The organism is Janthinobacterium aquaticum (assembly GCF_009208565.1).
Taxonomy (GTDB): Bacteria; Pseudomonadota; Gammaproteobacteria; order Burkholderiales; family Burkholderiaceae_D; genus Janthinobacterium.
This window is the reverse complement of record NZ_WFLK01000016.1, coordinates 24,388-47,496: the sequence shown is the minus strand read 5'-3', so window position 1 is coordinate 47,496 and position 23,109 is coordinate 24,388. Positions and strand designations below refer to the sequence as shown.

Annotated in this window: 17 protein-coding genes; 7 read left to right on the top strand and 10 right to left on the bottom strand. The window is 62.8% G+C overall.

Annotated elements, in window-relative coordinates; genetic code table 11:
* Position 1 precedes the first annotated feature (1 nt).
* The 7 genes from GCM43_RS22030 to GCM43_RS22000 all read right to left on the bottom strand — a co-directional run bounded on the left by GCM43_RS22030 (position 2) and on the right by GCM43_RS22000 (position 10,536).
* Positions 2-1,903: a type IV pili methyl-accepting chemotaxis transducer N-terminal domain-containing protein gene (locus GCM43_RS22030; RefSeq protein WP_152248038.1), complete on the bottom strand. Its 1,902-nt coding sequence runs from the start codon at positions 1,901-1,903 to the stop codon at positions 2-4.
* A 163-nt stretch (positions 1,904-2,066) separates the two neighbouring features.
* Positions 2,067-3,041, bottom strand: coding sequence for a GTP 3',8-cyclase MoaA (gene moaA, locus GCM43_RS22025; protein WP_152248037.1), 975 nt, complete (start codon positions 3,039-3,041; stop codon positions 2,067-2,069).
* 102 nt (positions 3,042-3,143) lie between these two features.
* Positions 3,144-3,890 (bottom strand): peptidylprolyl isomerase, encoded by a 747-nt coding sequence (locus tag GCM43_RS22020; RefSeq protein WP_152248036.1) that lies wholly within the window; start codon positions 3,888-3,890, stop codon positions 3,144-3,146.
* A gap of 23 nt (positions 3,891-3,913) precedes the next feature.
* Positions 3,914-4,600, bottom strand: a complete 687-nt coding sequence (gene narI / locus GCM43_RS22015) for a respiratory nitrate reductase subunit gamma (protein WP_152248035.1) — start codon at positions 4,598-4,600, stop codon at positions 3,914-3,916.
* A 13-nt stretch (positions 4,601-4,613) separates the two neighbouring features.
* A complete protein-coding gene (narJ, locus tag GCM43_RS22010; RefSeq protein ID WP_152248034.1) occupies positions 4,614-5,270 on the bottom strand; it encodes a nitrate reductase molybdenum cofactor assembly chaperone in 657 nt (218 codons plus the stop codon).
* 11 nt (positions 5,271-5,281) lie between these two features.
* Positions 5,282-6,832, bottom strand: a complete 1,551-nt coding sequence (gene narH / locus GCM43_RS22005) for a nitrate reductase subunit beta (protein ID WP_152248033.1) — start codon at positions 6,830-6,832, stop codon at positions 5,282-5,284.
* On the bottom strand, positions 6,829-10,536 hold the full coding sequence (locus GCM43_RS22000) for a nitrate reductase subunit alpha (protein ID WP_152248032.1): 3,708 nt from the start codon (positions 10,534-10,536) through the stop codon (positions 6,829-6,831). The genes narH and GCM43_RS22000 overlap by 4 nt, the downstream gene beginning before the upstream one ends.
* A gap of 240 nt (positions 10,537-10,776) precedes the next feature.
* On the opposite strand from GCM43_RS22000, the gene GCM43_RS21995 reads away from it, so the two are divergent.
* Entirely contained in the window at positions 10,777-11,148 is a 372-nt protein-coding gene (locus GCM43_RS21995; protein ID WP_152248031.1) for a ribonucleotide reductase subunit alpha, read from the top strand.
* Positions 11,149-11,296: 148 nt separating this feature from the next.
* Here GCM43_RS21995 and GCM43_RS21990 read toward each other — a convergent pair whose 3' ends face one another.
* From GCM43_RS21990 to GCM43_RS21980, 3 genes are read right to left on the bottom strand one after another with little or no spacing between them, the layout of a single operon-like run.
* Complete coding sequence (locus GCM43_RS21990; protein WP_152248147.1) at positions 11,297-11,983, bottom strand: carbonic anhydrase; 687 nt, start codon at positions 11,981-11,983, stop codon at positions 11,297-11,299.
* Positions 11,984-11,995: 12 nt separating this feature from the next.
* Positions 11,996-13,381 carry a NarK family nitrate/nitrite MFS transporter gene (locus GCM43_RS21985; RefSeq protein WP_152248030.1) on the bottom strand — a complete coding sequence of 462 codons (1,386 nt, stop codon included), beginning with the start codon at positions 13,379-13,381 and terminating at the stop codon, positions 11,996-11,998.
* The gene (locus tag GCM43_RS21980) at positions 13,378-14,637 is read right to left on the bottom strand and encodes an MFS transporter (RefSeq protein ID WP_152248146.1); all 1,260 of its coding nucleotides are present in this window, start codon (positions 14,635-14,637) and stop codon (positions 13,378-13,380) included. The genes GCM43_RS21985 and GCM43_RS21980 overlap by 4 nt, the downstream gene beginning before the upstream one ends.
* Positions 14,638-14,906: 269 nt before the next feature.
* Between GCM43_RS21980 and GCM43_RS21975 the strand changes: the two genes are divergently transcribed.
* From GCM43_RS21975 to GCM43_RS21950, 6 genes are all read left to right on the top strand, one after another.
* Entirely contained in the window at positions 14,907-15,284 is a 378-nt protein-coding gene (locus tag GCM43_RS21975) for a SirB2 family protein (protein WP_152248029.1), read from the top strand.
* Positions 15,285-15,390: 106 nt separating this feature from the next.
* Positions 15,391-17,730 carry a DOMON domain-containing protein gene (locus GCM43_RS21970; protein WP_193315701.1) on the top strand — a complete coding sequence of 780 codons (2,340 nt, stop codon included), beginning with the start codon at positions 15,391-15,393 and terminating at the stop codon, positions 17,728-17,730.
* Positions 17,731-17,852: 122 nt separating this feature from the next.
* Positions 17,853-19,247 carry an amino acid permease gene (locus GCM43_RS21965; protein ID WP_319636968.1) on the top strand — a complete coding sequence of 465 codons (1,395 nt, stop codon included), beginning with the start codon at positions 17,853-17,855 and terminating at the stop codon, positions 19,245-19,247.
* Between the two features lie 213 nt (positions 19,248-19,460).
* Positions 19,461-20,747, top strand: a complete 1,287-nt coding sequence (locus tag GCM43_RS21960) for a DUF445 domain-containing protein (protein WP_152248028.1) — start codon at positions 19,461-19,463, stop codon at positions 20,745-20,747.
* Positions 20,748-20,850: 103 nt separating this feature from the next.
* A complete protein-coding gene (locus tag GCM43_RS21955) occupies positions 20,851-21,468 on the top strand; it encodes an MEDS domain-containing protein (RefSeq protein WP_152248027.1) in 618 nt (205 codons plus the stop codon).
* Complete coding sequence (locus GCM43_RS21950; protein ID WP_193315700.1) at positions 21,455-23,098, top strand: hybrid sensor histidine kinase/response regulator; 1,644 nt, start codon at positions 21,455-21,457, stop codon at positions 23,096-23,098. The genes GCM43_RS21955 and GCM43_RS21950 overlap by 14 nt, the downstream gene beginning before the upstream one ends.
* Positions 23,099-23,109: the final 11 nt, after the last annotated feature.

Here is a 23,109-nt window from a genome sequence, read left to right as displayed (position 1 = left end):
TTCAAGCTGCGCGGCGCTGTTCACGCGCCAGATGCAGCTCGACGGTGGTGCCGCCGCCAGGCTGGGCGTGCACCTCGAAAGTGGCGGCGATGCGCTGTGCGCGTTCGCGCATGATGTGGATGCCGACATGGCTCTCTGCGCGTTCGAGCACCTCGGCCATGTCGAAACCCACGCCATTATCGCTGACCGTCAGTGCGAAGTCCTGGTCGTCTGCCAGGCGTACCTCGACATGCGTGGCCTGCGCGTGCTTGCGGATATTCGACAGCGCTTCCTGCACGATAAACAGCAGCTGCAGCTGCTGCTCACGCGGGAACGGCGCGCCGTCGACATCGGCCAGCAACTCGGCGGCAATGCCGGTCTGGCGGCGGAATTTGTCAAGCGCCGCACGCAGCGAGCCGATAAGGTCGTCTTCCATCAGCCGGCTGCGGAAATTGAGCAGCAACTCGCGCACATCATCATAGCTTTCCTTGATACCGGCTTGCAATGCCGGCACAATGGCCTCGACTTCGCCATAGCGCTCCTTCCTGACCGAGTCGTCCAGCATCTGCACCTGCAGGTTCAGGAAGTTGAGGCTTTGCGCAATGCTGTCATGCAGGCCTTGCGCGACCAAATTGCGCTCTTCGGAGATCGCCATTTCACGTTCGCGCGCGGCCAGGCGCAGGTTTTCCAGCGCCACGCCGAGCAACTGGCCCAGCGTTTCCAGCAGCGCCAGCTCGCGTGCGCTGAAGGCGCGCGCATGGCGAAAATGCAGATTGAAAAAGCCCAGTTGCTGCTCGTGCGCGTGGATCTGGAACACCGACACGGTGGCAAAACCTTCGCGGTGGCAGCGCAGCTCATGCGCCTTGTCGATGCGGCGCATGTCGTGGACCTTGGCCACTTTCTGCTCGACCGCCGTGCCGCACAGGCAGTCGCCCACCTTCAGACAGTGTTCGGATGCCACCAGCTCTTCCGACAGGCCGTGATGCACCACCATATGCAGGTTGCCACGGTCAAGGTCGAGCACGCGCACGGTCGAACCGTCAGCATCAAAATAGGCGACAATGCGTTCCATAAAGCCGCCGCACAGCGCCTCCAACGGCTGTGGGCGCTGCAAGAAGGCCGAGCTTTCATACAGCAACGCCAGTTCGCGGTTGCGGTATTCCAGCGTGGCCGTCTTGCTGCGCACCCCCTCTTCCAGGTTGCCATACAGCGCCTGCAGGCGGTCGGCCATCTGATTGAAGCCGCTGGCCAGCTGGCCGAATTCGTCATTGCTTTCCACCGCCAGGCGCACGCTGAAGTCGCGCTCCTTCATGCGCTGCATGCCCATCCGCAGGCGCGTAACGGGCTCGATAATGAGCATGAACATCAGATAGATCATGGTCACGGTGCCGACTATGGCCATGCCGACCAGCATCAGCTGCGAGCCGCGCAGCCAGAAGGTGCGCTGTTCGCTGTCCTGCTCGATCAGGCGCACCAGCTGGTTGACCTGGTTGACGAAGGCGGCCGCCTGCAGTTCAAAGGCATGCGCCTGGGTACTGGTGTTGCTGGCCAGCGCGGCCGGCCGCAGCTCGCTGTGCCAGCCATCCTTGATGCGCGCGAACTCCTGCTTGATGGTCGGTGTGGGCGGCAGGAACAAGGGGCGCTGCGGGTCGCCGCGGCCGATGCGCTCGAGCGAATCGTCGATCACGGCGACCTGCTGCTGCGCCGTGCCGCGGGCGTCGCCGGCCAGCAGCAGCGTAAGCTGATAGGTCTGCATGCGCAGCCGGCCCGTTTCATTGATGGCGGCCGAGCTGCCTTCGAGCTGCCACGACAGGTACAGCGTACAGGCAATCGCCGACAGCGCCAGGATCAGCATGCCCAGCAAGGCGCCAACGATCTTGGTCGACAGTTTTTGCCAGGAGGAGATCATCTGATGAAAACGCATGCTGTCCTTATATTTTGCATTCTGAACGTCCGTAGGTCGGATTAGGCCCCAAGGGGGCCGTAATCCGACACCATTGTTGGCGCCTGCGGTGTTGTCGGATTACGGCCCGCAGGGCCTAATCCGACCTACGATCCGCCATCCGCCCTGCAGAAACGCAGTCACTTTATCCCCCCGTCTGCGCCATAAAGCGCACGATCTTGTGCGGCTGCGTGTTGAAATCGTGCTGCTGTGGCTTCAGTTCGATGGCCGTGCGGATGGCCATCTCCAGTTCGGCGTCGCTGGCGCCGGCGCGCAGCATGGGGCCGAATTCAAATTTTTCCTCCTGCCCCAGGCACAGGTACAACGTGCCATCGACCGACAGGCGCACGCGATTGCAGCTGGCGCAGAAGTGCTGCGACATCGGCGTGATAAAGCCGATGCTGGCGCGTCCGTCCGGCGTGGCCAGGTAGCGCGCCGGCCCGCCGCCCAGTTCCTGCGCCTGCGCCACCAGTCCAAAGCGTGCAATCAGGCGCTCGCGCACGTCAGCGAGCGGCATGTACTGCGCATTGCGGCCGGTCGCACCCATCGGCATGGCCTCGATCAGGCGCAGCATGAACTGCTGCTCGATGCAGAAAGCCGCCATGTCTTCGATCTGGCCGTCGTTGACGCCGCGCATGGCCACCATATTGATCTTGATCGGATCAAAGCCGGCAGCCTTGCCGGCCATCAGACCGTCCAGGATCGGCTGCAGGCTGTCGCGCCCGGTAATTTGCTGCATGCAGGCGCGGTCGAGCGAATCGAGGCTTACATTGATACGGTCCACCCCGGCCGCGCGCAGCGCGCCAGCGTGCTTGCCCAGCTGCGTGGCGTTGGTCGACAGCGACAGGTCCTGCAGACCCGGCAAGGCTGACAGCCTGCCAGCGAGCTGCGGCAGATTGCGCCGCAACAGCGGCTCGCCGCCGGTCAGGCGCACGCGCCGCGTACCGAGCCGCACGAATACGGCCAGCAGGCGCTCGATTTCATCGAACGTCAGCCAGTCTTGCGGCTCCTCGAAGCCCCGAAAGCCCTTCGGTATGCAATAACTGCAGCGCAGGTCGCAGCGGTCTGTGACCGACAAGCGCAGATAATCGATAGATCGGCCAAAGCGGTCAACCAACATGGCCCTACTCCTTGCAACAGACACCCACTGTGAAGCCGATTGTAACGGCTGAAGAAAAAACTGGCTGTGCCCCAAAAGGGCTAGCGAACTAGCCCTTCTGGCCTATTGCACCAGCGGACTGCTTGTGCCTTCGAGCTCGACGCCTTCCACCCCGCCGCGCCCGACCAGCAGATGCAGGTACTGGTGCACGGCGCGCTGCCATGACGCGCGGCTCAGGCGATCGGCGATCTGCGCTTGCACCGCCTCATACGCGATGGCCTTGCCGTCCACACGGCGCAGTACCTGCACCACGTGGTAGCCAAAGCGCGTTTCAAGCAGATGGCCGGCCAGCTGGCCCTGTTCCAGGCGGAACAGCAGCGCATCGAATTCCGGCACGCTCTGCCCTGGCGAGAGCTGGCCCAGGCTGCCGCCGACTGCACCGGACGGACAGTTCGAGTACTGCGCCGCCAGTTCGGCAAAGCGTTCGGGCGACTTCTTGAGCTCGTCCAGCACCGCCTGCGCCGTGCCGCGCAACAGTTCCAACGGCGCCTCAGGCGTGACCTGGAACAGGATATGGCGCGCTTCGACCAGCGCCCCGCTGCGAAACAGCTGCGGGTTTTGCGTGTAGAAGGTGCGGCAGGCTGCGTCATCGGCCAGCGGCACCTTCACCGCGTGCTCGAACAGCAATTCGACCAGTGCGTCGTCGCTGTCGGCCGACAGGCCCAGGCTGCGCGCCTCGTCAAGCAGCAGGCGGCGCAGCACCAGCTCGTGCACGGCTTGTTTCAGCGGGTTGCCCGCTGCCTGGTGATGCGGCAGTTCCGATTCGATGGCGTCGTCATCGATGTCGACGCCGTTGACCGAGATTCCCATAATGATTCCTTTCTGCGGTTCGGTTAGCGGCGGCGTACCAGCTGCCAGGCCCGGCCAAGATAGGCGATGGCGCCAAAGCCGCTCCAGATATGCACCAGGCGGGTGAACGGGAAGATCACGAACAGCGACATGCCCATGAACAGATGCAGCTTGAATACCAGCGGTGCGTCAACGATAAAGCCGGCGGCATCGGCGCGCAGGGTCACGATATGCTGGGCCCAGTTCATCAGTTGCACCATCATATGTCCATCGAGGTGCGAGCTCGATGCAGCGATGGTCGACAGGCCCAGCAGCAGCGTGCCCAGGATCCACAGCATCACCAGCTTGTCGCCCGGCGTGGTGACGGCGCGCAGCCGTACATTGCTGAAGCGGCGCACCAAGAGGATCAAGATGCCAGCCAGACAGATGGCGCCCATGATGCCGCCGGCGGTCATGGCAACCACCTGTTTGAGGCTGTGCGTGACGCCCAGCGTATCCCACACCACCACGGGGGTGAGCAGGCCGACGGCATGGCCGCCCAACAGGCCGATAATACCGATATGGAACAGGATATTACCGAGGCGCAGGCTGCCGCGATGCAGCAGCTGGCTTGAATCGGACTTCCAGGTGTATTGTTCGCGGTCAAAGCGAACCAGGCTGCCGAGGAAAAAAATCGCCAGCGCGATGTACGGGTAGATCCCGAACACGAATTGTTCAACATAGTGGTTCATGGTGGACTCCATGTCAGGCAGCCGGCGCGTCGGTGCGCCTGGTCTGCGGGTGAAAATGCACGGGATGGACGCCGCCCGGGGCCTGGCGCAGCAGCGGCTCGACGCCATCGGCGCCGGGGCCAAAGGTTTCCAGCGCTTCGTCCATGTCGCGCACCGGCGGCTCGGACAGCATTTCAGCCGCCACCGGACTCAGTTGCTCAAGCAGCGCAAAGGCTGGTGCATACGGATTCGCGTTGGCCGCCAGCTTGCGCCCGATATGGGCCAGCACGTGCACCGCGTCGCCGAGCAGCGGCGCAGCCGCCTGGTCGCCAATCTGCGCCAGGAACTCGAGGAACAGCGGCACATAGTCAGGCAGGTCGTCACCGACCATCTGCAGGCCGTGGCGCTTGTATTCCTCCATCAGGTCGACCATGGCCTGGCCACGGTCGCGCGATTCACCGTGGATATGCTCGAACAGATGCAGCGAGTGCGACGGATTGCGGTCGAACGTGGCCACATATTGCTGCTGCAAATCGATCAGCCGGTTTTCATTCAGGTGCGCCAGCAAGGGGCGCAAAAGCTCCTGCTGCGCCGGGCTGGCCGCCAGCGCCGCGTCGATCTGCGGCAGGTGGGCAATCAGCTCGGGTTCCGGATACATCAAGAGCGTTGAGACGATGGTGTAGATATTCATGAGAATGCTCCTTATGCGCCGCTGGCGTTCTTGCGCGATTTGGGCATCTGCATGAAGATGGCCGAACCGTGTTTTTTCTTCCCAAACAGCGTCGCGTCGCTGACGCCGTCCGAGCAGCCGTTGCCAAAAGTGAAACCGCACGAACCCTTCTCGTTAAAGCTGTCCTCGACCACTTCCTTGTGGCTACTGGGGATCACGAAACGGTCTTCGTAGTTGGCAATGGCCATGATGTGATACATGTCTTCCACCTGCGCCTGGCTCAAGCCCACCTGTTTCAATACCGTCAGGTTTTCCACCTTCTCGACTGTTTTACTGCGCATATAGGCGCGCATGGCCAGCATGCGGTCGAGCGCCGAGATGATCGGCGGCTTGTCGCCGGCCGTCAGCAGGTTGGCCAGGTACTGCACCGGGATGCGCAGGCTTTGCGTATCGGGCAGCACGCCATTGACACCGAGCTTGCCCGATTCGGCTGCGGCCTGGATCGGCGACAGTGGCGGGATGTACCACACCATCGGCAGCGTGCGGTACTCGGGATGCAGCGGGAACGCCACTTTCCACTCGACCGCCATCTTGTAGACCGGCGACTTGACGGCAGCAGCGAGCCAAAGGTCGGGGATGCCCTGGCGGCGCGCTTCTTCAATCACGGCCGGATCGTGCGGATCGAGAAACAGGTCGAGCTGGGCCTGGTACAGATCGGCTTCCTGCGGCACCGAGGCTGCCGCTTCGATACGGTCGGCGTCATACAGCAGCACGCCCAGATAGCGGATACGGCCGACGCACGTTTCCGAGCACACGGTCGGCTGGCCGGCCTCGATGCGCGGGAAGCAAAACGTGCACTTCTCGGCCTTGCCGGACGACCAATTGTAGTAAATCTTCTTGTACGGGCAACCGGAGATGCACATGCGCCAGCCGCGGCACTTGTCCTGGTCGATCAGCACGATGCCGTCGTCCTCGCGCTTGTAGACCGAACCCGATGGACAAGAGGCCACGCAAGCGGGGTTCAGGCAATGCTCGCAAAGACGCGGCAGATACATCATGAAGGTGTTTTCAAAGGTGCCGTACATCTCTTTTTGCATCTTGTCGAACAGCTGGTCCTTGCTGCGCTGGGCAAATTCGCCGCCCAGGTCGTCCTCCCAATTCGGGCCCCACTCGATCTTGTCCATCTTCTTGCCGGTCAGTACCGAGATCGGACGCGCCGTCGGTGGCGTCTCCGACAGCGGCGCGTTCTGCAGGTGCTCGTAGTCGTAGGTGAACGGCTCGTAGTACTCGTCGATGGCCGGCAGGTTCGGGTTGGCAAAGATATTGGCCAGGATTTTCAGGCGGCTGCCCTGGCGCGGCTCGATCTTGCCGCTGGCCGTGCGGCGCCAGCCGCCGTTCCATTTTTCCTGGTTTTCCCACTGTTTCGGGTAACCGATGCCAGGCTTGGTTTCCACGTTGTTGAACCACGCGTATTCCACGCCATCGCGGCTGGTCCAGACATTCTTGCAGGTGACCGAACAAGTGTGGCAGCCGATGCACTTGTCCAGGTTCAGCACCATGCCGATTTGCGCTCTGATTTTCATACCATGCTCCCGTGTTCTGTCTTCAGTGGCCCTTCGAGCCAGTCAACCTTGTTCATTTTTCGTACCAGCACGAATTCATCGCGGTTCGAGCCCACCGTGCCGTAGTAATTGAAGCCGTAGGCCAGTTGCGCATAGCCGCCGATCATGTGGGTCGGCTTGGTGACCGCCCGCGTGACCGAGTTATGGATGCCGCCGCGCTTGCCGGTCATCTCCGCGCCAGGCACGTTGACGATTTTTTCCTGGGCGTGGTACATCATGGTCATGCCGGCCGGGATGCGCTGGGACACTACCGCGCGCGCCGTCAGCGTGCCGTTGACGTTGAACACCTCGATCCAGTCGTTGTCGACAATGCCCGCTTCTTTCGCATCGATTTCCGACAGCCACACGTGCGGGCCGCCGCGCGACAGCGACAGCATGCGCATATTGTCCGAATAGGTCGAATGGATGCCCCACTTCTGGTGCGGCGTCAGGAAGTTCAGCGCCAGCTCCTTGTTGCCATTCGGCTTGCTGCCCAGCATTGCCTCGGTGGTGCGGGTATTGATGGCTGGCTTGTAGACACAGAAGCCTTCGCCAAAATCACGCATCCACAGGTGATCCTGGTAGAACTGCTGGCGGCCCGTCAGCGTGCGCCAGGGGATCAGTTCATGCACGTTGGTATAACCTGCCGTGTAGCTGACTTCTTCGCTTTCCAGGCCGGACCAGGTCGGCGAAGAAATGATCTTGCGCGGCTGCGCCTGCACATCGCGAAAACGAATGCTGTCATGCTCGCGCGGCAGCGCCAGGTGGGTGTGATCGAGGCCGGTAATGTCGGACAAGGCGGCCCAGGCTTTCACGGCCACGTGGCCATTGGTTTCCGGTGCCAGCGTCAGGATCATTTCGGCGGCATCGATGGCGCTGTCGAGGCGCGGCTGGCCTTTCGAGACCCCCTCAGCCTGCACCGTGCGGTTGATGCCGCGCAGGACATCGACTTCATGGCCGGTTTTCCAGGAAATGCCCTTGCCGCCGTTGCCGATGGTTTCAAGCAGTGGGCCGATCGAGGTGAATTTCTTGTAGACGTCGCGGTAATTGCGCTCAACTACCGTCATGCTCGGCATGGTCTTGCCGGGCACCGGCTCGCATTCGCCGGCGCGCCAGTCTTTCGGATCGAAGGGCTGGCCCAGCTCACCGGGCGTATCGTGCATCAGTGGCGACAGGATAATGTCCTGCTGGGTGCCGAGCAGTTCACCGCCGATTTCCGAGAATTTCTCGGCCAGGCCCTTGTAAATCTCCCAGTCCGACTTCGATTGCCACAGCGGCTGCACGGCTTCGGACAGCGGGTGGATAAACGGATGCATGTCCGAGGTATTGAGGTCGTCTTTTTCATACCAGGTGGCCGTCGGCAGCACCACGTCGCCATACAGGCAGGTGGTCGACATGCGGAAGTCCAGCACCACCAGCAGATCGAGCTTGCCTTCGACGGCCGGGCGCACTTTCACCTGCTGCGGCTTGAGGCAGTCGGTTTCATCGCTGAGCAGGCCGTTCTGGGTGCCCAGCAGGTATTTCAGGAAGTACTCATGGCCCTTGCCCGAGCTGCCCAGGATATTCGAGCGCCACACAAACATATTGCGCGGGAAGTTGGCCGGATTGTCCGGGTCATCGCACGACAGTTGCAGCTGGCCGGACTTGATCTGGTCGAGCGCGTAAGCTGCCGGCGCCTGGCCTGCCGCCCTGGCCGCCTTGGCCACTTCGAGCGGATTGGTTTGCAGTTGCGGCGCCGACGGCAGCCAGCCCATGCGCTCGGCCTTGGCGTTATAGTCGAGCAGTGTCATCTGGCCGGTGGACTCGGCCGCCGATGGCGAAGCAATCTCGCCGGTGGCCAGCTTTTCATGGCGCCACTGGCTGGTGTGGGCATAGAAGAACGAGGTGCCGTTCATCTGGCGCATCGGGCGCACCCAGTCCTGGGCAAACGCCAGCGGGGTCCAGCCGGTTTGCGGACGCAGCTTTTCCTGGCCCACGTAATGGGCCCAGCCGCCGCCGCTCTGGCCGATACAGCCGCACATCATGAGCATATTGATAATGCCGCGATAGGTCATGTCCATGTGGTACCAGTGATTGAGGCCAGCACCGACAATCACCATGCTCTTGCCGCGCGTCTGATCGGCGTTTTCGGCAAACTGGCGCGCCACCGTAATCACATCGGCGCGCTTGACGCCCGTGTGTTTTTCCTGCCAGGCCGGCGTGTAAGGCACGTCGTCGTCATAGCTGTCAGCCACGTTCTCGCCGCCCAGGCCACGGTCGATGCCGTAGTTGGCCATGGTCAGGTCGAACACGGTGGCCACCAGCGCGGTGCTGCCGTCGGCCAGTGGAATGGTCTTGACCGGCACTTTACGCAGCAACATGTCGGAGGCGTCCTTGCCGCCGAAGTAGGCAAAGCCCACTTCGGTGACGGCGTCGCTGTCGTCGATCAGTGACAGCTTGGGTACGATCGGTGCGCCGCTGCCGCCGGCTTTCTGCTCCAGGTTCCATTTGCCCGACTCGCCCCAGCGAAAGCCGATCGAGCCGGCCGGCGCCGTGATGGCACCGGTGGTTTCATCGATGACCAGCGTTTTCCATTCGGGGTTGTTGGCTTCATCGAGATTGTTGGCCAGGTGCGAAGCGCGCAGGAAGTAGTCGGGCACCAGCGTGCCGTTGTGCTCCTTCAGCAGCACCAGCATCGGGAAATCGGTGTACTGGCGCGCATAGTCGCGGAAATAGGCGGACTGGCCTTCGCTGTGGAATTCCTTGAGAATCACATGGCCCATGGCCAGCGCCAGCGCGGCGTCGGTACCCTGTTTCGGGGCCAGCCAGATATCGCCGAACTTGACCATTTCGCCGAAGTCGGACGACACGGCCACCGTCTTGGTGCCCTTGTAGCGCACTTCCGTGTAGAAGTGGGCGTCGGGGGTGCGCGTCATCGGCACGTTCGAGCCCCACACCATCAGGTAGGTCGAGTTGTACCAGTCGGCCGATTCGGGCACGTCGGTCTGTTCGCCCCAGACCTGCGGACTGGCTGGCGGCAGATCGCAGTACCAGTCATAAAAGCTCAGCGCCACGCCGCCGATCAGCGACAGATAGCGCGTGCCCGAGGCGTAGCTGACCATCGACATGGCGGGAATTGGCGAGAAGCCGACGATGCGGTCCGGGCCGTATTTCTTGATTGTCAGCGCGTTGGCCGCTGCGATGATCTCGTTCGACTCATCCCAGGTGGCGCGCACGAAGCCGCCCAAGCCGCGGATCGATTTGTACTGTTTTGCGCGCTCTTCGTTCTGGCTGATCCAGTCCCAGGCGGTGACCGGGTCCATGGTCTTGCGCGCTTCGCGCCACATTTCCATCAGGCGGCCGCGCACCATCGGGTATTTTACGCGCTGGGCCGAATAGACATACCAGGAATAGCTGGCGCCGCGCGGGCAGCCGCGTGGCTCGTGGTTGGGCAGGTCGGGACGGGTGCGCGGGTAATCGGTCTGCTGGGTTTCCCAGGTGATCAGGCCATTCTTGACATAGACTTTCCAGCTGCACGAGCCGGTGCAGTTGACGCCGTGCGTGGAGCGCACGATCTTGTCGTGCTGCCAGCGCTGCCGGTAGGCGTTTTCCCAGGTGCGGTCTTCATCGACCACGGCGCCATGGCCGTTCGAAAACGGCTCGGCTGGCTTGCTAAAGAATTTAAGACGGTCCAGAAAGTGACTCATGCTACCTCCACACATGCGCTGTAAACAGCGCCAGGTCATTGATACTCAAGAAGCAACGCAACCAGCGCGATGGCTCTTGCGTCGATATATTCAGTCTATCGAGTGGACCTGCGCGGCGGTATTGGCAAGAAGTCGGTTTCGGCCACCAGGAGTGCATAGGCGGCTAGTCACTATTGCCTATGGGCGCGCCGGGCCTGCTGCGGTATACCTGTCAGCCTTCATCAGCCACAAGGAAACACCATGAGCATTACCGATTACGCCAGCCTGCTTGAACGCGCCCGCCAGCAGGACCAGCCGCAGCGATTGCTGTTCACCTTCACCCAGGCGCAGCCCCAGCCGGACGGCCAGGGCAAATCGCTGTCACCCGTAATGTGCGCCGACAAGCTGCCCGAGGAACTGGGCAGTTTCGAACAGCTGGTGGAAGAATCAAAACAGATGCAGACCCACTGGGACGTGGTCTTTGTCGGTGCGCTGGGCGGCAGCGCCGGCCAGGCGCCCGCATCGAAAGACTGCGAAGCGCCACTGCGCGCCATGGTTACCGCCATCGAACAAGGCAGCATCGGCCATTTGCTGGCGTTTGACCGGGATGGGGAGTTGCTGAGGTTTGGCTGACCATGTCGGGTTACGCGACTGACGCCAAAACAGTAGGTCGGATTAGCCGCGAAGCGGCGTAATCCGACACCACCTCGGTCAAGGCCAACAATGTTGTCGGATTACGGCCCGCATGGCCTAATCCGACCTACGTTTTGCGAGCGGATGGTCACCCATCCTTCCACGGCCGCTGATGCAGATGGCGCGCCCGCTCGATCGGGCACACCAGCGGCAGGAACTGCTGCTGGCGCGGTGAGTAGGCCATCAGGGCGCCGGTGTCGATGTCGAAATACCAGCCGTGCAGCTTGAGCGCGCCCTGCTCTACCCGCCGTTTTAGCCACGGGTAGGTCAGCAGGTTGTCGAGCGACTGCAAGATGCTGGCCAGCTCACAGGCATGGTGCTGCTCGCGTGGCGAACGGTGGCCCAGGTCGCGCCGCACGCGCTGCGCCACCGGTTCGGCAATGCGCATCCACTGGCCGACAAAGTCGGTCTCCTGGTCTTGCGGGCGCGGCTGCGGCTCCATTAACGCCCGGATGCCGCCGCAGCGCGCATGACCGAGCACGATCACACGCGCCACCTTGAGCTTGCAGACGGCAAACTCGATGGCCGAACTGACGCCGGGCGGCGCACCGGGCGTACAGGGCGGCACTAGGTTGGCGATATTGCGCACCACGAACATGTCGCCCGGGTCGCTGCCGGTCAGCAGCATCGGGTCGACCCGTGAATCGCAGCAGCCGATCAGCAGCGTGCTCGGATGCTGGCCATCGCGCAGGCTGTCATACAGCGTCTGCGGCTCGCCAAAATACTGCTGCTGGAACAGGCTGAAACCGTTGAGGAATTTTTCCAGTTCTTCCATCATCATCACACTTCAGCAAGGCATCGCCGCGTTTTTGCGTGCATAGCACCACCACGTGATCGCAATGCAGCTCACATAAAAGCCGATAAAGCACCACAGCGCTGCGTCCGGGCTGCCGGTGAGGGCAATCGAGGTGCCATAGCTTTTCGGGATAAAGAAGGCGCCGTAGGCTGCCACGGCCGAAGTAAAGCCCAGCACGGCGGCGCCTTCCTTGTTGGCGTCGACAATGGCTTGCTCCTGCTCGGCCTTGGACTTGCCGGCGGCTGCGCGCTGGCGCTCGGTCAGGAAAATCACGGGGATCATGCGGAAGGTCGAGGCATTACCGATGCCGGTGCCGGCAAACAGCAGCATGAACATCCAGAAAAAACCGGTGAAATTACCTTCGACGCCGCCCTGCGGCATAAACTGCAGCACGCCCAGCACGGCGGCGATCATCAGCCAGAACGACCAGAACGTGACGCGCGCGCCACCGAGCTTGTCGGCGATTACGCCACCGGCCACGCGCGCCAGCGCGCCGACCAGCGGGCCGAGAAACGCGTAGTCGAGCGGGCTGACGGTGGGGAACTGGATCTTGATCAGCAGCGGAAATGCGGCCGAATAGCCGATAAACGAGCCAAAGGTACCGGTATAGAGCCAGCACATCAGCCAGTTGTGCTTGCGCTTGAAGATCACCGCCTGCTCAGAAAACGAGGCCTTGGCCGAGGCCAGGTCATTCATGCCGAACCAGGCCAGCAGGGTCGACAACGCAATAAACGGCACCCAGATAAAGCCGGCGTTTTGCAGCCACATCTGTTTGGTGGCGCCAGCCTTGGTCCAGGTCAGCGAGTCGCCGCCCCACGCACCGAAAATGGCCATGGTGATCACCAGCGGCACCACGAACTGCACCACCGACACGCCCAGGTTGCCCAGGCCGGCGTTCATGCCCAGCGCAAAACCCTTGCTCGACTTGGGATAGAAGAAACTAATATTGGCCATCGACGAGGCGAAATTGCCGCCGCCAAAGCCGCACAGCAGCGCCAGGATCAGCATGGTCGGGTAGCCGGTATTGACATCCTGCACGGCAAAGCCGATGCCGATGGCGGGAATCAGCAGCGAACCGGTGGAAATGGCGGTCCAGCGGCGCCCACCGAAGATCGGCACCATGAACGAATAAAAAATGCGTAGCGTGGCGCCGGACAGGCCCGGCAAGGCGGTCAGCCAGAACAGTTGGTTGGTGCTGTAGGTAAAGCCGATATTGGGCAGGTTGACCACCACCACGCTCCATACCATCCAGACGGCAAAGGCCAGCAGCAGCGCAGGTATGGAGATCCACAGATTGCGCCCGGCGGTGGCCTTGCCGGTCTGTTGCCAGAAAGTCGGGGTTTCCGGCTCCCATGTGTTGATCAGATAACGGCTCATGATGTTGCTCCTGCAGGTTGTTGAGTTTTAAGAGTTGCGCCCTTGCCGAGCTTGGACGGCTTGAACGAGAAATGCATCCAGATCAGCGACACGCAGACGGTGCCGTACAACAGCATGAAAGCCGACGAGCGCACACCGGTCAGGTCAACCAGCGCGCCGAACAGCACCGGCAGCACAAAGCCGCCCAGGCCACCGGCCAGGCCGACCACGCCCGAGACGGCGCCGATATTGTCGGAAAAGTCGTCGCCGATAAATTTGAAAACCGAGGCCTTGCCCACTGCCATGGCAATGCCGACCACGAACAGCAGGACGGTGAACCACAACGGCGACAGGCCGACATGGAAAGCCAGCGGGCCGCTTACCGTCTCGATCACCATCTGCGTTTGCGGATACGACAGCAGGAAAAAGCACACCCAGCACACCCACATCACGGCCCAGGTCACCCTGGCGGCGCCGTATTTGTCCGAGATCCAGCCGCCCATCGCGCGCAATACACCGCCTGGCAGCGAGAAGCAGGCAGCCAGCAAGGCGGCGTGCTTGAGGTCGAAGCCGTATTCGGCCACGTAGTATTTGGTCATCCACAGCGCCAGCGCCACATAGCCACCGAATACCACCGAGTAGTACTGGCAGTAGCGCCACACGCGCGGGTCTTTCAGCACCTTCATCTGCGCCGTGAAGCTTTCGCCAGACGGCGCCAGATGCGACTTGTCGGTATAGGAAAACAGCCAGAAAATAATGGCCGTGGCCAGCATGGCCACCGCATACACCTTGGGCAGCATCTGCCAGCCAAAGGCGGCTACGATACCCGGGGCGACAAACTTGGTCAGGGCCGAGCCGGAATTGCCGGCGCCGAAAATGCCCATCGCCAGACCCTTGCGCTCCTTGCCATACCAGCGCGCCACATACGGCGTGCCAACCGAGAACGAGCCGCCGGCCAGGCCGACAAACATGCCCAGCAACAGGAAGTGCCAGTAGGCGGTAGCGTAGGCGATCAGGTAGATCGGCAGCACGCTGGCCAACATCAGCAGGAAGAACACGCGTCGTCCGCCGTATTTGTCGGTCCAGATACCGAGCGGCACGCGCACCAGCGAACCGGTCAGCACCGGCATGGCCGCCAGCAAGCCAAATTGTGTTTCGGACAGCCCCAGGCTGGCCTTGATGGGGATGCCCAGCACTGCAAACATCATCCAGATGGCAAAGCAGATGGTAAAGGCAAAGGTACTGCTGGCCAGCACCGAAAACTGCTTGCGTCCCAGGCTGGCGTCGTTGATAGGAATATTATTTTTATTACTGTTTAAGGTAGCCACGATGACTCTCCATGAATGCACCGGCCAGTTGGCCAGCCGTCCCGACCAGCTTACGTGGCGCGCACCTCCGGCACTATCGGCCACAGGGTGGTTTTGGCAAGGCAATCTGGATAGGCGACTAGATAGAAGTGACTAGTTGCGCTGTGCCTTGACGCCAGGGATGGTGAAAACGGCCAAAGGCGGCTATGCTGGCGCCTCTCACCAAAACAAGGCACGGCATGGATTACCTGGCTCTCAAACACTTCCATATGGGCTGCGCGGCAGCCAGCGGTGCGCTGTTTCTGCTGCGCGGCCTGTGGATGCTGCGTGCGTCGAGCGCGCTGCAGCAGCGCTGGGTCAGGATCCTGCCGCACCTGGTCGATACGGCCCTGCTGGTCAGCGCCATCACGCTGGCCGTCTGGAGCGGCCAGTCGCCAGGTAGCCAGCCGTGGCTGGTCGCCAAGCTGGTCGCGCTGGTCGCCTATATCGTGCTGGGCACCATCGCCATCAAGCGCGGCAAGACCCTGGCCGTGCGGGCGACCGCCTTTGTGGCGGCGCTGCTGGTGTACGCCTATATCATTATGGTGGCGGTCAGCAAGCAGCCCTGGCCGCTGTAACGGATTTGCTGTCAATCCGGCATCGCTTCGCATACACTAGCGCGCGCAGCATTGCCGGCAACATGGCCGCAGCTGCACCTGACTATTTGAAGGATGCAGATTGCCCGTGCCACTGACTTGCCGCCCTGTTAAACCCGTTCAACGCAGCCGCCACTGGCTGCGCACCCTGCTGCTGTCCGGCGCCGCCGCGACTTGCGAAGCAAGCGTGCCCGATGTGCCCAGTGTGCTTAGCGCGCCCACCCTGCCCGCCCTGCAGGCCCGGCTGACCGGCACCAGCACCGCGCTGCTGATCGACGGTGCGCTCGACGAATCGCTGTGGCGCGATGCGCCCGTCCACGATACTTTTTACGAATACCTGCCCGAGAACGGCCGCGATGCACCGCCCGCCTTGCGCACCACGGTGCAGCTGCTGATCGAGGACGGCGCGCTGGTGTTCGGCATCCGCGCCTGGGATTTGTCGCCGGAAAAGCGCCAGGGGCTGCTGGCGCGGCGCGACAAGGTGGCGATGGACCAGGACTTTATCGGCATCTGGCTCGACCCCAGCGGCCATGGCCGCGCGGCGCAGTTCGTGCGCGTCAATACGGCCGGCGTGCTGACCGACGGCATCTACCGCGCCGACGAAGACGAGTCCGACCTGGGGCCGGATTTCCCGATCGAGGCGGCCGTGCGCCTGCTGCCCGACGGCTACAGCATGGAAGTGCGCTGGCCGCTGGCCAGCCTGCGCTTTCCCTACAGCGACGGCAAGCCATGGCGCGTGATGATCGAGCGCAGTGTGCCGCATGCGGGCGGCATGCTGCTGACCAGCACACCGCTAAAGACCGGTGACCTCAGCCATATCGCTGCGCTGCAGCCCATAGGCGACATGGGCGACACGGTCGAAAGCGTGCGCGACCGGCGCTTTATCGAGCTGCGTCCCGAGCTGACGCTGCGCGCTAACGACGAGCGTAGCGACAGCGACCGGCGGCGCGCGCGCCAGGCCAGCCTGGGGCTGGACATCAATGCGCGTCCGCGCGCCGACTGGGTGCTCAACGCCACCATCAACCCCGACTACTCGCAGGTTGAAATCGACGAGCCGACCTCGAACGGCGCCAGCCGCATTGCGCTCAGCCTGCCGGAAAAGCGCGGCTTCTTCCTGGAAAGCGCCGACGTGCTGGCGCTGCCGCTGGCCGGCTTTTATTCGCGTACCGTGGCCGATCCCGAATGGGGCCTGCGCGCCACCTGGCGTGCCGCCACGCTCGACGCCACCGGCATGAGCCTGCGCGACCAGCCAGGCGGCGTGGTGCTGCGCGGAGGCCCTTATGAAACGGCCAGCTTCGAGCAGACCGGCCGCACACTGGCCAGCCTGCTGCGCGCGCGCTGGCATCGCGATGGCCTCTTGCTGGGCGCCTTTGCCTCGCAGCGCGGCTATGGCCGCGCCGGCGCCAACAACGTACTGGGCTTCGACGGCCAGTGGCGCGGCGACGGCCAGCAGGCCAGCTGGCTACTGATGCAGTCGAATACCAGCGCAGGATTTTCCGACGAAGCGCCGGCAAAACGCAGCGCGTTGCGGCGCGGCCTGTACGGCTCCGGTAAATTCACGCATATCAGCGATATCTGGTGGAACGATGTGCTGGTCGAGGCGAGCAGCGGCGGCTTTGTCAACGACAATGGCTTCGTGCCGCAGACGGGCGTCGTGAAGATCACCGGCAATCTGAACCGGCGCCTCGGAGCGCGCCACCCGGCCATCGGGCCGCTGGCGCTGGAGCTGTACGAGGTTGAGGCGCAACTGGGTCTGCATGAAATGCGCACTGTCAGCGACCATAGCGCTAATCAAGCCGGCGGGCAGGTGGTCGAGCGCAGGCTGCAGCCGGGCCTGTGGTTCCGCGGCCCGCGCCAGCTCGACTTCTGGAGCAAGCTGGGCTTCGACCAGCAGCGCGCCCACCGCGACGGCCGGCTGCACAACACGCCGGCGCTGCACTTCGGCTTTGCCTCGTCGCCACTGCCGTGGCTGTCCAAATTCAACGCCGAGGCCACGCTGGGGCGCCAGCTTGACGTCGACGCCGACCGCGTCGGACGTGGCGGCAACGTCACCGTCGAGACCGGCATGCGCTTTGCGCTGGCGCGCGGCTGGTCGGTCGAGCTTGATCAGCGAGTCAACCGCGCCTGGGTGCAAGGCACGCTGAGCCAGCCGGCCTTTGCCGACACCGGCTGGCGCTCGCTGGCCATGCTGCACCTGAGTGCGCGCGACTCGCTGCGCCTGCTGGCGCAAAACACCCGGGCGGCGCGCCGCGATGACGGCGTGAGTGGCCTGGCGCCGTGGGCCGACAAACAGGCCCACCGCTCGCTGCTGTACCGCCACCTGTGGCGCCATGGCCGCACGCTGTCGGTCGGCTTCACGCATGACAGGCAGCACCCGCCGTCGCTTGTCAACAAGGCGGTGACGGTGAAGTTTCAGTGGGAAACTTGAAGCTGCGCCCCTGTTCACACAATTGCTGCAGCAATCTCGCCGGCCTGCGCTAGAATCTGGCTGCGTCGCGCCGTCTGACAGGCGGCAGAGGCGACACGATAACAAACCCCTCAGGAGTAATAGTGAGCTTATTAAGAACCAAGAATCTGGATGAGATGATCGCCCACAGCAAGAAGCCGGGCGGTCTGGCCAAGGTGCTGGGGCCGTTCGATCTGGTACTGATGGGCATCGGCGCCATCGTTGGCACCGGTATTTTCGTGCTGACCGGCACCGGTGCGCTGACGGCCGGCCCGGCGCTGTCGCTATCGTTCGTGATTGCCGCCGTGGCCTGCTGCTTTGCCGCGCTGTGCTACGCCGAATTTGCCTCGACCGTGCCGGTAGCCGGCTCGATCTATACCTACAGCTATGCCACGCTGGGCGAGCTGGCGGCCTGGATGATCGGCTGGGACCTGCTGCTCGAATACGGGCTGGCGGCCGCCGCCGTGTCGGTCGGCTGGTCTGGCTACTTCCAGTCCTTTTTGTCCGGTTTCGGCCTGGATCTGCCGGTCGCGCTGACGGCCGCGCCCGGCGCCCTGCCCGGCGTGACCACCATCATGAACCTGCCAGCGCTGGCCATTATGCTGATCCTGACGGCCATGCTGGGCTGGGGCGTGCGCGAATCGGCGCGCCTGAACAACATCATGGTCGCCGTCAAGATCGGCGTGGTGCTGCTGTTTATTATCTTCGGCGCGCGCCATGTACAGCCAGCCAACTGGCAGCCGTATATGCCGTTCGGCATGAATGGCGTGATGAGCGCGGCCGCGCTGGTGTTCTTTGCCTTTATCGGCTTTGACGCCGTGACCTCGGCGGCAGAAGAAGTCAAGAAGCCGTCGCGCGACCTGCCGATCGGCATTATCGGCTCGCTGGCCGTGTGCGCCGTGCTATACGTGGTGGTGTCGGCCATCATGACCGGCATCGTGCCGTACCAGAAATTTCTCGGTGTCGACCATCCGGTTTCGCTGGCGCTGCAATACGCCGGTGAAGACTGGATCGCCGGCTTCGTCAACCTGGGCGCCGTGCTCGGCATGACCACCGTGATCCTGGTAATGGCGTTTGGCCAGACCCGCATCATCTTTGCCATGTCGCGCGACGGCCTGCTGCCGCGCCGCCTGTCGAGCGTGCATCCGCGCTTCCAGACGCCCTTCTTTGCCACCTGGCTGGTCGGCATCGTGTTCGGCCTGATCGCCGCCGTGATACCGCTCAACATCCTCGCTGAACTGATCAATATCGGCACGCTGGCGGCCTTTACCATGGTGTCGGTGGCGGTAGTGGTGCTGCGCAAGAAGCGCCCCGACCTGCCACGCGCCTTCCGCTGCCCGGCCGTGCCGGTAGTGCCGGCGCTGGCCGTCATCTTCTGCGTGGCGCTGATGAGCTTTCTGAGCTGGCACACCTGGCTGTTCTTCGGCATCTGGCTGGTGCTGGGTCTGGGCGTGTATTTCGGCTACGCGCGCAAGCGTTCGCTGTTGCATACAAAATAACGCAAACTGGCAAAAAGCGGGGTCAGTTCCGCCATCTGGACACAAGCTGAGCTGTAGCACGCGCCTATTCATCACCATAAAGATGAGGCTGTGTCGGATTGGCGGAACTGACCCCGAGTTCTCTAATCCGAGGCAACACCTGGGCACGCTGTTGCGACACGTGTTGTCGCCGCAAGCAGTTAAGATGGCAGGGTACCGATTCCGAAAGCTGCCATGCATCCCTTCCCCAAACTGATCAAACAGCTCGACCAGAGCGCAGACCAGCTGCAGCGTGCGCGCCTGCGCACCATGCAAGCGATTGCCGCCGGCCTGCTGCTCGTTGCCGCGCTGCTGTTCGTGCTGGCCCATACGCAGCGCGCGAGCCACCCGGCCTGGGGCTATCTGGAGGCGTTTGCCGAAGCGGCCATGGTGGGCGCGATTGCCGACTGGTTTGCGGTAGTGGCGCTGTTTCGGCATCCGCTGGGCATCCCTATCTGGCATACCGCCATTATTCCCAACAGCAAGGACCAGATCGGCCGCAGTCTGGGCGCCTTTGTTGAAAACCACTTTATTACCGAACAGGGCGTGGCCGAACGCATTGCCCAGGCCGACCCGGCCCAGCTGCTCGGCAACTGGCTGCGCCAGCCGGACCATGCAAAGCAGCTGGGGCAGTCGTCGGCCGGCGTGCTGCGCCAGTTGCTGGGCATGCTCGATCATGAACAGATGCGCCGCCTGGTGCAGGAGAAAGCCACCAGCTATCTCGGTGAACTCAATCTGTCGAGCGTGGCGGCCGATAGCCTCGACGCCCTGATTGCCGACGGCAAGCCGGATGATATGCTCGACTTCCTGCTCGACAAATGCGCCGCTTATCTGGAAGACGAAAGCCATCACGATACGATCGGCGACTTTGCGCTGGGCGCCTTCAAGATCGACAACGCTTTGTTGCGTCGTGCGCTGAAAGCCTACCAGCCGCGCATGATTGCCTCTTTGCTGGACTATACGGTGGCCATCGGCATCGACCGCCAGCATCCCATGCGCGAAAAAATCGCCGGCTGGATCGCCGACAGCGCGCTGCATCTGAAGGCCGATGAACACTGGCAGGCTACGGTGCGCCACTACCAATTGCAGGCGCTGGCCAGCGACAAGGTGCAAACCATGCTGGGCGAATTATGGGATACCGCCAGCGCCCGCCTGCTGGCCGATTTGAACAGCGAGCAGCCGGCGCTGGCCGCGACCATTGCACGCCTGGCGGAAAACACCGGCAAGGTGCTGGCCGACGACGCCAAAGCGCGCGACTGGCTTAACGGCGCCATCGTGAAAGGCAGCAGCAGCCTGGTGCGCCGCTACCGGGGCGAGGTGGGCGACTTTATCGAAGCGCAGCTGGCGCGCTGGACCCGCGAACAGATGAGTGATCGCATCGAACTGGCGATCGGCCGCGATTTGCAGTTTATCCGCATCAACGGCACGGTGGTGGGCGGCCTGGCGGGCCTGTTGATCTACACTATCACGCAGCTTTTGTAACTAATAATATTTTTATCATTTTCATTTCATGTAAGTAATCGTTTCCCAAAGCGCCTATAATGCGGAACCGCCCGGCATTCCGCTGCGCATCCAGGAGCACGGCATGAACCGACTTTCACTCGCAGGCACAGAACTTGACTACTTTCATATCTGTGCCTTTTTCAATAGCCGCGATGAGGAATACGCCGTACTGGGGCCGTATTACAAGGAAGGCATCGATCAGGGCGAAAAAAACCTGCACGTCGTCAATCCTGCCATGCTGAGCGATCACCGCTCGCGCCTGGAGTCTGCCGGCATCGATACAGCGCATTGCGAAGCGTGCGGCCAGCTTGAAGTATTGCGCTGGGAACAGGCTTACCTCGATGAAACGGGCAGCTTCAGCAAGCAGCGCATGCTTGACGCGGTCGACCATATGACCGGTGCCGGTCTCGACGCTGGCTACAGCCGCATACGCATCATGGGCGACATGGCCTGGGTCTTCGACAAGATTCCCGGCGCCTCTGCCATCCTGGAATACGAGGCGGAAGTCAATGATGTGCTGTCGCGCAACCGCCAGCCGGCGGTATGCGTCTACGATATCGCCAAACTGTCCGGCGCCATGATGATGGATTTGCTGCGCACCCATCCCCTGACGCTGATCGGCGGCGTGGTGCAGGAAAACCCGTTCTACACGCCATCGCATGAAATGCTCAAGGAACTGCGCGCCCGTGCTGCTGCCTGAGTCTGACAAGCCGGCCTGCCCTGCGGCCAGCCTGGAAGCGGAACGCGGCATGCGTGACCTGCTGGGCCTGCTGTCCCTGTCGGCGCTGTGGCAGGGCCGCGATGGCGCGACGGTGATGGAGCAGATGCTGAGCGCAGTCGAACGGCTGGTGCCGATCCGCTTCGCCTACGCCCAGGCGCGCCTGCTTGATGGCGAACAGCCCACGGTGACGGCGCGCGTGGCCGGTGTCCCCTTGAACCAGGAAGCGTGCCTGGTCTGGCAGCACAGCACCAGCGGCTGGTCCAGGACGGTCAATGTGGGACGCCCGGATGACTTGTTGAGTCCCACGCCGATCGGCGACATGCAGATTTCGCGCATGGAAATGGGCGTCAGCACTTTGCAGGGCACGGTGTGGTTCGGCTCGGATCGCCCCGGTTTTCCATCCACCACCGAACTGGCCATCCTGCGCGCCGCCACCTCGCTGGCTGCCACCGCCATCCAGGCGGCAAAAATTGCGCATGAACGCAACCAGGCCAACCAGGCCAAGGATGAATTCCTGGCCATGCTGGGCCATGAACTGCGCAATCCGCTCGCGCCGATCCGCATGGGCGCCAGCATGCTGCTGCGCGATGGCGTCACGCCTGAACAGGTCAAAAAAACCGGCCTGATCCTGGAACGCCAGGTCGGCCATATCACGGGCCTGGTCGACAGCCTGCTCGACGTGTCGCGCCTGGCCACGGGCGCCGTGGTGCTGGCCGAGAGCGAAGTGGACATGAAGGAGGTGGTGCGCGACGCGTTTGAGCAGATTTCACCGCTGATCCATGCCAAATCCCATCAGGTAGTGCTGTCGCTGCCCGAAGAGAATGCACCGGTGTTTGGCGACCGTAACCGGCTGGTGCAGGTGGTGGCCAATCTGCTCAACAATGCCGCCCGCTACACACGCGCTGGCGGACGTATCGCGCTCGACCTGACGCTGGTCGGCCAGCAGGTATCGATATGCGTCAGCGATAACGGCATCGGCATCGAAGCGGCCATGCTCAAGCGCGTATTCGAGCTGTTCACCCAGGCCAAGCGCTCGGCCGACCGCTCTGAAGGCGGCCTGGGCGTCGGCCTGGCGCTGGCACGCCAGCTGGTGGAACTGCATGGCGGCACGCTGCAGGCGCGCAGCCAGGGCCTCGGGCACGGTGCCCAGTTCGAGGTACTGCTGCAGCGCCGGCTGTTGCGGGCGCCGGTCGCGCCGCCATGCCTTCCTCTGCCTGCAACGGCAACAGCGCCTGCCTGCCAGTCGGGCCTGAACATCGTGGTAGTGGACGACAACCGCGATGGCGCCGATACACTGGCAGAAATGCTGCAATTGCTAGGCCATCAAGTGAGGGTCTGCTACCATCCGCGCGACGCCTTGCTGATCGCAGCCGACGTGGCAGCCGAGGTCTATCTGCTCGATATCGGCCTGCCGGAAATGGATGGCTACGAACTGGCGCGCCGGTTGAAACAGCAACTGGGCGGCAGGCGCCATACGCTGGTGGCGCTGACCGGCTATGGCCAGGCCGACGACCTGCGCAAGGCGCGCGAGGCCGGATTTGACCAGCACTGCGTCAAGCCGATTTCACTGGAAAAGCTGCAGGCGATACTGAGCCAGGCAGGATACTAAGTCAGGTAAAC